Origin of the sequence: Microlunatus kandeliicorticis, assembly GCF_014137855.1 — a bacterium.
Classification (GTDB): Bacteria; Actinomycetota; Actinomycetes; order Propionibacteriales; family Propionibacteriaceae; genus Microlunatus; species Microlunatus kandeliicorticis.
Genome location: NZ_JACGWT010000004.1, coordinates 256,476 through 268,388, shown reverse-complemented (window position 1 = coordinate 268,388; position 11,913 = coordinate 256,476). Strand labels below are relative to the sequence as shown.

The 11,913-nt window shown below is 73.3% G+C and carries 12 protein-coding genes; 10 read left to right on the top strand and 2 right to left on the bottom strand.

Translation table 11 applies throughout. The annotated features are described in order from the left end of the window. Positions 1 to 8 precede the first annotated feature (8 nt). From FHX74_RS13485 to FHX74_RS13440, 10 genes are all read left to right on the top strand, one after another. Positions 9 to 1,070: a quinone-dependent dihydroorotate dehydrogenase gene (locus FHX74_RS13485; RefSeq protein WP_182560691.1), complete on the top strand. Its 1,062-nt coding sequence runs from the start codon at positions 9 to 11 to the stop codon at positions 1,068 to 1,070. After that, entirely contained in the window at positions 1,067 to 1,963 is an 897-nt protein-coding gene (gene pyrF, locus FHX74_RS13480; protein ID WP_328823820.1) for an orotidine-5'-phosphate decarboxylase, read from the top strand. Before FHX74_RS13485 ends, pyrF begins: the two co-directional genes overlap by 4 nt. Before the next feature lie 247 nt (positions 1,964 to 2,210). Then, entirely contained in the window at positions 2,211 to 2,522 is a 312-nt protein-coding gene (gene mihF, locus FHX74_RS13475) for an integration host factor, actinobacterial type (protein ID WP_182560690.1), read from the top strand. A gap of 22 nt (positions 2,523 to 2,544) precedes the next feature. Continuing rightward, complete coding sequence (gene gmk / locus FHX74_RS13470) at positions 2,545 to 3,219, top strand: guanylate kinase (RefSeq protein WP_328823819.1); 675 nt, start codon at positions 2,545 to 2,547, stop codon at positions 3,217 to 3,219. After that, complete coding sequence (gene rpoZ / locus FHX74_RS13465; protein WP_328823818.1) at positions 3,216 to 3,548, top strand: DNA-directed RNA polymerase subunit omega; 333 nt, start codon at positions 3,216 to 3,218, stop codon at positions 3,546 to 3,548. The genes gmk and rpoZ overlap by 4 nt, the downstream gene beginning before the upstream one ends. A 40-nt stretch (positions 3,549 to 3,588) precedes the next feature. Beyond that, complete coding sequence (gene coaBC / locus FHX74_RS13460) at positions 3,589 to 4,845, top strand: bifunctional phosphopantothenoylcysteine decarboxylase/phosphopantothenate--cysteine ligase CoaBC (RefSeq protein WP_182560689.1); 1,257 nt, start codon at positions 3,589 to 3,591, stop codon at positions 4,843 to 4,845. 42 nt (positions 4,846 to 4,887) lie between these two features. Then, entirely contained in the window at positions 4,888 to 6,099 is a 1,212-nt protein-coding gene (metK, locus tag FHX74_RS13455) for a methionine adenosyltransferase (protein ID WP_182560688.1), read from the top strand. A gap of 99 nt (positions 6,100 to 6,198) precedes the next feature. Further along, on the top strand, positions 6,199 to 7,140 hold the full coding sequence (locus tag FHX74_RS13450) for a carbohydrate ABC transporter permease (protein WP_328823817.1): 942 nt from the start codon (positions 6,199 to 6,201) through the stop codon (positions 7,138 to 7,140). Further along, positions 7,140 to 8,024 (top strand): carbohydrate ABC transporter permease, encoded by an 885-nt coding sequence (locus FHX74_RS13445; protein WP_182560687.1) that lies wholly within the window; start codon positions 7,140 to 7,142, stop codon positions 8,022 to 8,024. Before FHX74_RS13450 ends, FHX74_RS13445 begins: the two co-directional genes overlap by 1 nt. Next, positions 8,021 to 9,454: an ABC transporter substrate-binding protein gene (locus FHX74_RS13440; protein ID WP_328823816.1), complete on the top strand. Its 1,434-nt coding sequence runs from the start codon at positions 8,021 to 8,023 to the stop codon at positions 9,452 to 9,454. Before FHX74_RS13445 ends, FHX74_RS13440 begins: the two co-directional genes overlap by 4 nt. 131 nt (positions 9,455 to 9,585) lie before the next feature. On the opposite strand, the gene FHX74_RS13435 is transcribed toward FHX74_RS13440, so the two are convergent. Beyond that, positions 9,586 to 10,563, bottom strand: a complete 978-nt coding sequence (locus FHX74_RS13435) for a phosphotransferase enzyme family protein (RefSeq protein ID WP_182560686.1) — start codon at positions 10,561 to 10,563, stop codon at positions 9,586 to 9,588. Beyond that, the gene (locus FHX74_RS13430; RefSeq protein WP_220483916.1) at positions 10,560 to 11,879 is read right to left on the bottom strand and encodes a threonine/serine exporter family protein; all 1,320 of its coding nucleotides are present in this window, start codon (positions 11,877 to 11,879) and stop codon (positions 10,560 to 10,562) included. Before FHX74_RS13430 ends, FHX74_RS13435 begins: the two co-directional genes overlap by 4 nt. Positions 11,880 to 11,913 lie beyond the last annotated feature (34 nt).

Sequence of the window (11,913 nt, the reverse complement as noted above, 5' to 3'; positions counted from 1 at the left end):
GCGCGGCGATGAGCCTGGTCGGGGCCGGGTACACCCGGCTGGCCCGCCCGGTGCTGTTCCGCCGGCACGGCGGCGACGCCGAGCGGGTGCACGAGGAGACCCTGCGGCTGCTCGAGCTGGTCGCGAGCACCCCGCCCGGACGCAAGCTGCTGCGGGTGGTCGGCGGAGCACCCGCCGGTCCGGTCACGGTGGCCGGGATCGCCTTCCCGGGCCGGGTCGGGGTGGCCGCGGGGCTGGACAAGAACGGGCGGGCGGCCCGGGCCTGGGGCCCGCTCGGGTTCGGGTTCGCCGAGCTCGGCACGGTCACCGCGCAGGCCCAGCCCGGCAACGACCGGCCGCGGCTGTTCCGTCTGCCCGCGAGCCGGGGGATCGTCAACCGGATGGGCTTCAACAACGACGGCGCGGCCGCGCTGGCCGGCCGGCTCGACCGGCTCGGCGTCCGCCGCGGCAACGCCGCGCTCGGGCTCCCGCTGGGCATCTCGATCGGCAAGACCAAGGTCGTCCCGGTCGAGGACGCGGTGCCCGACTACCTGGCCGCGCTCGACCTGGTCGCGCCCTACGCGGACTATTTGGCGGTCAACGTCTCTAGCCCGAACACCCCCGGACTGCGCGGGCTGCAGGACCGCGCGGCGCTCGCCGGCCTGCTCACCGCGCTGCACACCGCCCCCGCGGCGGCCGGGCTGCCGATCTTCGTCAAGATCGCCCCGGACCTGACCGACGCCGCGCTCGACGAGGTGCTGGCCGTCTGCACCGACACCGGGGTGGCCGGGCTGGTGGCCACCAACACCACGCTGGCCCGCGAGCACGTCCGCTACGCCGAGCTCGCGCTGGCCCGCGAGGCCGGCGGGCTGTCCGGCGCCCCGCTGACCCGCCGGGCCCGGGAGGTCGTCGGGTACCTCACCGCGCACACCGACCTGCCGGTGATGGGTGTCGGCGGCGTGCTCACCGCGGCGGACGCGGCCGCGCTGTTCGACGCCGGCGCCGCGCTGGTCCAGCTCTACACCGGGTTCATCTACGCCGGACCGGGTCTGGTCCGCGCGATCAACCAGCACGCCAGGAGGCGACCGTGACCCAGACCCCGGACCCGTCCGCGGAGGCGGTCGAGCGACCGATCGCCTACGGTGCCCGGCTGGCCCGGGCGGTCGCCGAGCACGGCCCGCTCTGCGTGGGGATCGACCCGCACCCCTCGCTGCTGACCGCCTGGGGGCTGTCGCTGGACGCCGACGGGCTCGAGCGCTGCGGCCGCGCGATGGTCGAGGCGGCGGCCGGCCGGGTCGCCCTGGTGAAGCCCCAGTCGGCGTTCTTCGAGGCCTTCGGCTCGGCCGGGATCCGCGCCCTCGAGCGGGTGCTCGCCGACTGCCGGCAGGCCGGGCTGCTCAGCCTGCTCGACGTCAAGCGCGGCGACATCGGCTCGACCATGGACGCCTACGCGGCCGCCTACCTGACCGACGGCTCGGCGCTGGCCGCCGACGCGGTCACCCTGAGCCCGTACCTCGGGATCGGCTCGCTCGACGGCGCGATCGCCACCGCCCTCGGCTCGGGTCGTGGGGTCTACGTGCTCGCCGCCACCTCGAACCCGGAGGCCGCCGACGTCCAACGGGCCCGGCACCTCGACGGCGTCGCGGTGGCCCAGGCGGTGGTCGCTGCGGTCAGCCGCGCCAACGCCGAGGAGCTGGCGACGGGGGAGCCCGGCGCCTGGGGTTCGCTCGGGTTGGTGATCGGCGCGACCATCCCTGCCGAGACGGTGGCCGCCCTCGACCTCGGGGTGGTCAGCGGGCCGGTGCTCGCCCCCGGCATCGGGGCGCAGGGCGCCGGACCCGACGACCTGCCGCGGGTCTTCGGCGCGGCCGCGCGGTTCGTGCTGCCGTCCTCGAGCCGGGCGGTGATGGCGACCGGCCCGGACCCCGCCACGCTGGCGGCGGCGGTCGAGCGGACCGCTGCGGAGTACCGGCCGCGGACCTGACGCCCACCCGTCCCGGCGGCGGGAGACCGGGCCCGGCGGCAGGTCGTGCGGCAGGTCGTGCGGCGGGTCGTGCGGCCGCGTCCTCGGGACACGCGTCTCCGGAGCCGAAGCAAAGCTGTGGGATTTATTCGGATACGGTACTTTTCCCCTGACACCCCGTGCTCGTCGTCGTGGACCTGCAGACGTGGTGTCGAACCACCGTCAAGACACCGGCGGAAACCCCCTGAACGCCTCAGAGGAGCATGGCGTGAGCATCCCGGCCCTGACCGACGCGCAGCGAGAACTGGCGCGTACCGCAGCGACCCAGGCCCGCCGACGACGGGCCGAGATCAAGAACGGGCTCCGCGACGGCAGCCTGAGCCTCGCCGAGGCGCTCGACCTGGCCGAGCGCGACGACATCGTCGCGCACACCAAGGTGGTCGACGCCCTGAAGTCGCTGCCACGGGTGGGTGAGGTCCGCGCCCGCCGGGTGATGGCCGAGCTGCAGATCGCCCCGAACCGGCGGCTGCGCGGATTGGGCAAGCACCAGGTCGCGGGGCTAATCTCCGAGTTCTCATGAACTCGACCCCGCCGCCGGACCCGTGCCCGACGCCGACCGGCTGAGCGCAGCCGAGGGCCGCGACCGGCGGTTGACGGTGGTCTCCGGCCCCGCGGGGGTCGGCAAGGGGACGGTGGTGGCGCGGCTCGCCGCGCGGCGCCCGGAGGTGTGGGTCTCGGTCTCGGCGACCACCCGGCCGCCCCGGCCGGGTGAGGTGGACGGCGTCCACTACCTCTTCGTCAGCGACGCCGAGTTCGACGCGATGGCCGCGAACGGTGAGCTGCTCGAGTGGGCGGTCGTGCACGGGGCGGCGAAGTACGGCACCCCGCGCGAGCCGGTGCTCCGCGCGCTGGCCGCAGGTCGCCGGGCCGTGCTCGAGATCGAGACCCAGGGCGCCCGGCAGGTCCGGTCGAGCTGGCCGGAGGCGTTCTTCGTCTTCCTGGTGCCGCCGAGCTGGGACGAGCTGGTGCGGCGGCTCGCCGGTCGTGGCACCGAGACCGACGCCCAGCAGCAGCGCCGGCTGCAGACCGCCCGCGAGGAGCTGGCCCAGGTCGACGACTTCGACGCGACGGTGGTCAACGACGACGTGGACTCGGCCGTCGCCCGGCTTGTAAGCTTGATGGGCTTGACGCCCGACGAGGGCGCCGGGCTGACCGAAGACCCGATCCCGGACGTCCGTCCGGCCCCGGGCGAACCACTGCGCGAAGGTAATTTGTGACGAACGCATCCCCGGAGGGCATCACCAACCCGCCGATCGACGAGCTGCTCACCAAGTCGGACTCGAAGTACCGGCTGGTGCTGTTCGCGGCCAAGCGGGCCCGGCAGATCAACGCCTACTACTCCCAGCTCGGCGAGGGTCTGCTCGACCACGTCGGCCCGCTGGTCGAGACCGGCGTCCAGGAGAAGCCGCTGTCGATCGCGCTCCGCGAGGTGAACGCCGGCGTGCTGACCTGCACCGACATCGACCCGGAGGCCGAGGCGGAGGAGACCCCGACCGCGACCGTCACCGCGGTCCCGGAGTTCACCGACCCCGACACCCCGGCCTGACCCGCCCCTCCCAGCGGCGTCGGTCCGGAGGGGACACCCGATGAGCCGGATCCTGCTCGGCGTCAGCGGCGGGATCGCCGCCTACAAGGCGTGCACTCTGCTGCGCGCCCTCAGTGAGGCCGGGCACGACGTCACCGTCGTGCCCACCGAGAACGCCCTGCGGTTCGTCGGCGCAGCCACCTGGGAGGCGCTCAGCGGCAAGCCGGTGACCGCCTCGACCTACGACGACGTCGACCGGGTGCCGCACGTCCGGCTCGGCCGCGCCGCCGAGCTGGTGGTGGTCGCGCCGGCCACCGCCGACCTGCTGGCCCGGGCCGCCCAGGGCCGGGCCGACGACCTGCTCACCAACTGCCTGCTCACCGCGACCTGCCCGGTGCTCTTCGCACCGGCGATGCACACCGAGATGTGGCGGCACCCGGCCACGGTGGCCAACGTCGCCACCCTGCGCTCGCGCGGCGCGGTCGTCCTCGACCCCGACGACGGCCGCCTCACCGGAGCCGACAGCGGACCGGGCCGGCTGCCCGAGCCCGCCGAGATCGCCGCGGTGGCCGCCACCCTGCTCGAACGCCCAGGGCTCGCCGAGCGGGCCGCGGCCCGGGACCTGGCCGGGCTGCGGGTCGCGGTGTCGGCCGGCGGCACCCGGGAGCACCTCGACCCGGTGCGCTTCCTCGGCAACGCGTCGTCGGGGCTGATGGGCTGGGCCCTCGCCCGGGCCGCCCTGCTCCGCGGCGCCGAGGTCGAGCTGGTCGCCGCCAACGTCGAGCGCCCGGCGCCCGGCACGGCGCGGCTGACCACCGTCACCTCGACCCGCGACCTCGAGCAGGCGATGCGCACCGTTGCCGCCGACGCCGACGTGGTGGTGATGGCCGCCGCGCCGGCCGACTTCGCCCCCCGCGAGTACGCCGCGGCGAAGATCAAGAAGGAGTCACCCCAGCAGGGGCTCGAGCTGTCGCTGGTGCAGAACCCGGACGTGCTGGCCGGACTGGTCGCCGAGCGGGACCGGCGCGAGGTGACCCGGCAGGTGCTGGTGGGGTTCGCCGCCGAGACCGCCGACGACCCGGCCGCGCTCCGCGCGCTCGGCGTGGCCAAGCTGGCCCGCAAGGGCTGCGACCTGCTGGTGCTCAACGCGGTCGGCCGCGGCAAGGTGTTCGGGAAGGCCGACAGCGAGATCACGCTGCTGAGCCGTCCCGACGGTCCGGAGGGGGAGACGGCCGCCGACGGACCGCACGCGGGCACCAAGGACGCGCTGGCCCACCTCATCTGGGATGCCGCCCTGGCGGTGCGGTCCGGCCGCTAGTCTGGGCCGCTGCACACCACGCACGGCTCGACGGAAGGCACCATGGCCGGACGACTGTTCACCTCCGAGTCGGTGACCGAGGGCCACCCCGACAAGATCGCCGACCAGATCAGCGACTCGATCCTCGATGCGCTGCTCGAGGCCGATCCCCGCAGCCGCGTCGCGGTCGAGACGCTGGTCACCACCGGACTGGTGGTGGTGGCTGGCGAGGTGACCACCGAGGCCTACGTCGAGATCCCCAAAATCGTCCGCAACCGGATCGTGGAGATCGGCTACGACTCCTCGACCAAGGGCTTCGACGGCAACTCCTGCGGCGTCAGCGTGGCGATCGGTGCGCAATCTCCCGACATCGCCCAGGGCATCGACCGGGCCTGGGAGGAGCGGACGGGCGCGAGCCACGAGCAGTACGACAGCCAGGGCGCCGGCGACCAGGGCCTGATGTTCGGCTACGCCTGCACCGAGACCCCGACGCTGATGCCGCTGCCGATCGACCTCGCGCACCGGCTGGCCGAGGAGCTGGCCGTGGCCCGCAAGGACCAGGTGGTGCCGTACCTGCGTCCGGACGGCAAGGTCCAGGTGACCATCGAGTACGCGCCGGACCCGGTGTCCGGGCTCGACCGGCCGGTCCGGCTGGACACCGTGGTGGTCTCCAGCCAGCACGCGGCCAACGTCGACCTCGAAGCGCTGCTGGTGCCCGACGTCCGCAAGCACGTGGTCGAGCCGGTGCTCGAGCGCTACCAGCTCGACGCCAGCGACTACCGGCTGCTGGTCAACCCGACCGGCCGGTTCGAGGTTGGCGGCCCGATGGGCGACGCCGGGCTGACCGGACGCAAGATCATCGTCGACACCTACGGCGGGATGGCCCGGCACGGCGGGGGTGCGTTCTCCGGCAAGGACCCGTCGAAGGTCGACCGCTCCGCCGCCTACGCGATGCGCTGGGTGGCCAAGAACGTCGTCGCCGCCGGGCTGGCCGACCGCTGCGAGGTCCAGGTCGCCTACGCGATCGGCGCCGCGCACCCGGTCGGCTTCTACGTCGAGTGCTTCGGCACCGAGAAGGTGCCGGTCGGGCAGATCCAGCAGGCGGCCCTCGAGGTGTTCGACCTGCGCCCGGCGGCGATCATCGCCCAGCTCGACCTGCTCCGGCCGATCTACGCCGACACCGCCCGGTACGGCCACTTCGGCCGCGAGCTCGACAGCTTCAGCTGGGAGCGGACCGACCGCGCCGACGCCCTCGCCGACGCCGTCGGCGGCTGACCCCGCTGGTCGCTGGTCACGGTCCGTCGAACGGACGACGGCGCGCTGACCGAAGATGGCTGTCTCACCGCGAACGCAGGGTCTCGGTATGTTCCTTCCGTGACTACGGCGTCCCCGGTGGCCGGTGCGGCCCCACCCCGGCCGTCCGAGCGCGCAGGCCGCGGCCGGCGACGCGAGGAGCTGGCGGCCTTCGTCTACCTGGTCCCGGCGCTCGTCGTCTTCATCTGCTTCTTCTTCGTCCCGCTCGGGCGCTCGGTCTACCTGTCCTTCCAGCGCAGTGACATCTTCGGCCGGCCGAACGGGTTCGTCGGGGCCCGCCACTACGTCGAGCTGCTGACCGACCCCGACTTCGGCCGGACCCTCCTGGTCACCCTCGGCTTCGTCCTGCTGACGGTGATCCCGAGCCTGCTGATCGGTCTGGTGCTGGCGCTGCTCCTGGCAGGACGGATCCGGCTGGTCCGGTTCTTCCGGACCGCGTTCGCCCTGCCGTTCGCCTTCTCGGTGGCCACCGCCGCGGTGTTGTTCGGGGTGATGATGGACCCGGCCACCGGGGTGATCAACAGCCTGCTCTCCCTGGTCGGCATCGACGCGGTCGGCTGGCTCACCGATCCCGGCGTGGCGCTGGTGTCGGTGGCGATCACCTCGGTGTGGATGCAGCTCGGCTACACCATGCTGGTGCTCTCGGCCGGGCTCGGTGCGGTGCCCGACGACGTGATCGAGGCGGCCCGGCTCGACGGAGCAAGCGGCCTCCAGCTGCAGACCCGGGTGATGCTGCCGCTGATCACCCCGCAGCTGTTCTTCCTCGTCGTCACCGGGACCATCCAGGCCCTGCAGAGCTTCGGTCAGATCAACATCCTCACCACCGGGGGACCGGACCGGTCGACGACCACGCTGGTCTACTCGATCTACGAGGTCGCCTTCGCCAACAACAACTCCAACTTCGGAGCCGGGTCGGCGCAGGCGATCGTGCTGCTGATCGTGGTGCTGGCGATCACCGCCGTCCAGTTCGGGGTGCTCGAGCGGAAGGTCTACTACAACTGATGGCCACCGCGACCCTGCCCCGGTCGGGCCCCGCGACCGGGCGCCGACCCTCCGGCTCGACCCGGATCCGCGGCAGCCGACACATCGGCACCTACGTGGGCCTCGGGGTCCTGTTCGTCGTGCTGCTCTTCCCGGTCTACTACGTGCTGGTCGGCAGCTTCATGTCACCGGCCGACATCAACACCTTCCCGGCCCACCTGTGGCCGCTGCACGGCTTCGTGGCCGGCAACTACGCCACGGCACTCCAGGTGATCCCGCTGGCCCGCCAGTACCTCAACTCGGCGGCGGTGGCGGTGCTGGTCGTGCTCGGCCAGCTGATCACCAGCGTGCTGGCCGCCTATGCCCTGGTGTTCCTGCGGCTCCGGGCCCGACGGTTCTGGTTCTTCCTGCTGCTCAGCACGATGATGATCCCCTGGGAGTCGATCATCATCCCGAACTACCTGGCGATGGCCGAGCTCGGGCTGGTCAACGGGATCTTCGCGCTGGCGCTGCCGTATCTGGCCGCCGGGTTCGGCGTGTTCCTGGTGCGGCAGGCGTTCCTCGCCTTTCCGATGGAGCTCCGCGACGCGGCCCGGGTCGACGGCGTCTCGACCTTCGGCTTCCTCTGGCGGGTGGTGATCCCGTTGACCCGACCGACCCTGGCCGCCCTCGGGGTGTGGTCGTTCCTGTCGGCCTGGAACATGTACTTCTGGCCGCTGCTGATCAGCCAGACGCCGGAGAACCAGACGATCCAGATCGGCATCACCCAGCTGCAGTCCGCCGACGCCAACGATCCCGGGATGGTGCTCGCCGGGGTGGTGCTGGCCCTGGTACCGACGCTGCTGCTGGTGCTGTTCGGGCAGCGCTTCATCGTCCGCGGTCTGACGGCGGGGTCGGGCAAGTGAGCACCGACGTGCGGCTCGCCGCACCGCGGTCCGGCGGCCGATCGTGCCGGCTGCTGGCTGCGCTGACCGCCTTCCTGCTCGCCGTCCTCGCGGTGCTGCTCGCCGGGTGTGCGGGGAACCGGCCGAAGGGGAGTCTCGACGTCCCGGCAGCCGACGCGGCGTCCCGTGCCCCGGGTTTGACCACGATCACCTTCTGGCACTCGATGGACTCGACCAACGGGATCGCCCTGCAGGCGCTGATCGACCAGTTCAACGCCGCCCACGCAGGACGGATCAAGGTCGTCGGGGTCTACCAGGGCGAGTACGACGACGCGATCACCAAGTACAAGGCGTCGGTGCAGTCGAACAGCACCCCGTCGATGATGCAGATCTACGACATCGGCACCCAGTTCATGATCGATTCGCACCAGGTGGTGCCGATCCAGGGTTTCGTCGACCGGGACCGCTACGACCTCAGCGCGCTGCAGCGCAACATCGCCGGCTACTACACCGTGGCCGGCAAGCTCTGGTCGATGCCGCTCAACAGCTCGGTGCCGCTGCTCTACTACAACAAGGACGCCTTCCGGAAGGCCGGGCTCGACCCGGACGACCCGCCGCAGAACTTGGCCGAGATCCGCGCCGACGCCGAGAAGCTGAGCAAGATCAACGGGGGACCGGTCTCCTACGGCTTCGGTGCCGCGGTGTACGGCTGGTTCCTCGAGCAGCTGATGGCCACCGACGGCCAGCTCTACTGCGACCCGGCCAACGGGCGCACCGGGCAGCGGGTCACCCGGGTCGCGCTCGACTCGCCGCAGCTGGTGCAGACCCTCGGCTGGTGGCAGGCCATGGTCAAGGACGGGCTCGCGGTCAACACCGGCCGGCAGACCAAGGCCGCGCAGAACGCCTTCACCGCCCAGCAGACCGCGATGACCCTCGAGTCCACCGGCACGCTCAAGGCGTTCAGCGCAGCCGCCCAGGGGCACTTCGAGCTCGGCGCGGCGCCGTTCCCGACGGTGAGCGGCAGCCTGGCGGACGGCCGCGGACCGTCGATCGGCGGCGCCAGCCTGTGGATCTCCGGGCTCGGGCACACCGACGCCGAGAAGGAGGCCTCCTGGGAGTTCGTGAAGTTCCTGGTCTCGCCGGAGTCGCAGGCCTACTGGCACACCCACACCGGCTACTTCCCGGTCAACAACCGGGCCCTCGACCTGCCGGTGGAGAAGCAGTACCTGAAGGCCAACCCGCTGTTCGGGGTGGCGATCCGCTCGCTCGACGCCACCGAGCTCGGCCCGAGCACCACCGGCTGCGTAGCCGGGTCGATGCCGCAGATCCGCAAGGCCAGTGAGGACGGCCTGGAGAAGGCGCTGATCGGCCAGGACCCGCAGACCGCGATGCAGACCGAGACGCGCGACATCGCCGGGGTGATCGAGAACTACAACGACTCGGTCAGCTGACCGCCTCGATGATCACGGTCCGCTGAGCGCTCCCACACCCGACGCGCCCTGAGCGCTCCCACCCCCACGCCCTGAGCCTGTCGACGGGCGCTCCCACCCCCGCGCGCCCTGAGCCTGTCGAAGGGCGTCCCTCAGAGGTCGGCGACGGCTTCGACCAGAGCGGCGACCACCCCGGGGGTGAGCGGGTCGGTGAGGAACTCGGTCAGCCGGGCGTCGCAGAGCTCGACCGGGTGGAGCGCGGTCGGGGCGAGCCGCCGGTCGACCCACATCTCGGCGATGTGGCCCAGCACGGCCGCGGGCATGGTGAAGTCGCCGGGCGCCGTGATCCGTCCGAGACCGCCGGCCTCGCGGTAGGCCGCCACCAGCCGTCGCGCGCGACGCACGTCCCCGCGCGCGAACTCCGCCACGCAGAAGGCGAGCTCCTGGTCGGGGTCGCCCGGGCCTGCGTTGTCCCAGTCGATCACGCAGAGGTCGCCGTCCGCCGTCCCCAGCACGTTGTCCGCCCACAGGTCCCGGTGACAGAGCTGGACGGCCCGCGAGGGCTGGTAGCTGCGTTCGAGGTCGACCAGCCCGTCGCGGTAGGCGGCGAACCCGGCGGCCGCCGGCGCCCCCGCCCGGGCCAGCCCGGACACCAGCTCGTCCCAGCGGGCCGCGCCGAGCGGCTCGGTGAACCACGGCTCGACCGGACCGTCGGCCGGGAGCACCGCCCGGTGGACCGAGGCCACCAACCGCCCGACCCGGCCGGGATCGATGCCGGGATCGGGGGCGTCGAGTTCGACCCAGCCGTACACCCGGACCGGCAGGCCGTCGAACCGTGCCGACGCCGCCCCGTCGGTGGTCCGGTGCACCGACGGGGTCGGGACGCCGCGCCGGGCCGCCTCCTGCTGGAACCTCACGACCACCTCGGCCCGCTCCTCGGTCAGCCCCACGGCCCAGGCGGACCGGCTGCGCTTGACCGCGAAGTCGCGTCCGCCCGCGGCGAGCCGCCAGACCTCGCCGGTCTCGCCGGCGGCGACCGGCCCGGCGAAGGACCGCACCCGGCCCAGCCCGAACCGTCGCGCCACCGCGGCGCCGTCGAGCGCGGGAGTGACGGGGGACGCCGGGCTCACCGGCCGGACCGCCGTTCGGTCGTGGCCGCGTGCCGGGCCACCACCCGGCGTGCGTGCCCGGGACCCCGGCGGGCGACCAGCCGGGCCAGCGCCTGCGCGAGGGCGGCGCCGACCACGAGTCCGAGCGCGATGCCGGTGATCACCCCGACGGCCTGCGAGGCGGTGGCCAGCGAGTTGGTCGGGTCGAGGCCGATCTGGCTGACCCCGAGCACCCCGAGACTGCCGGGCACCAGCAGCCAGAACGACGGCAGGAACACCACCAGCCGGGGCAGCGTCGGCCGGATCAGCTCGGCCGTACGAGCGCCCAGGGTGGCCACCACCGCGCCGAGGAACGGGCCGACCGCGAGCCCGCCGAGGTCCTGACCGAGTGACTGGGCGGCGAAGGTGAGCAGCAGCAGACCGACGATCCAGGGCAGCAGCCGGAAGGAGGCGCTCTCGAGCAGGCAGACGCCGACCGCGAGCACCAGCACGCCGGCGACCGGGGCCCACGGCGCCAGGTCGCGGACCGCGATGTTGCCGAGCATCGGTGCGGGCACGCCGACGATCCGGGCGGCCACGATCACCCCGAGCGCGAACAGCAGCACCTGGACGGTCCCGAAGGCCAGCCGCGAGCTCCCGGCGACCATCGCCCCCGCGGCCAGCTCGGCGATCCCGGTGGTCAGCAGAGCCCCGGGGAGCAGCACGGCCAGCGGCGGGAGCAGCGTGCGGAGCGGCCCGATCACCCAGCCGGCCTCGGCCGCGCCGAAGATCACCAGCCCGGCGACCAGCGCGGCCAGGGTGGGCAGCAGGGTGGTCAGCAGCGGCCGGCCGGCGGCCACCCGGACCAGGGCGGCGACCAGCAGCCCGGCGACCGCGGCCAACCCGATGTTGGCCCAGCCGGGCTGGAGGACCGCGGTGATGCCCACCGAGACCAGCAGCCAGCCCGGGAACAGCACCCAGCCGGGATACCGTGGCACCTTGGCCCGGATCTCGGCGATCCGGTCGAGCGCCGCCGCCGGGGTGAGCAGTCCGGCCGAGACCTGGTAGCGGACCACCACCAGGTCGGCGGTCTGGTCGAGCCGGAGCGGGCCGCCGGTGGCCGCCACGCTGGCCGGCTCGCCGCGGCCCAGGGCCAGCGTGACCAGGGTCGGCGCCACCGCCACCTGCGCGTCCGGACGTCCGAGCCCGGCCGCCAGCCCGACGACCTCGGTCTCCACCTCGTGGGTCGGCTGGCCGGCCGCGGTCATCGCTGCGCCGAGCGAGGTCAGCAGCCGCCGCAGCCGGACGTCCTCGTCGGCGCCGCCGTCGGTGCGGGTGGCCGGGGGTGACTGCTCCACCCGCGTCATGCTGCCACTCGTCCGGGTTCGGCAC

Coding starts and splice junctions, on each gene's coding strand:
- metK (WP_182560688.1), top strand. CDS start 4,888: ATGGCCGGACGACTGTTCACCTCCGAGTCGGTGACCGAGGGCCACCCC.
- FHX74_RS13485 (WP_182560691.1), top strand. CDS start 9: ATGAGCCTGGTCGGGGCCGGGTACACCCGGCTGGCCCGCCCGGTGCTG.
- FHX74_RS13445 (WP_182560687.1), top strand. CDS start 7,140: ATGGCCACCGCGACCCTGCCCCGGTCGGGCCCCGCGACCGGGCGCCGA.
- coaBC (WP_182560689.1), top strand. CDS start 3,589: ATGAGCCGGATCCTGCTCGGCGTCAGCGGCGGGATCGCCGCCTACAAG.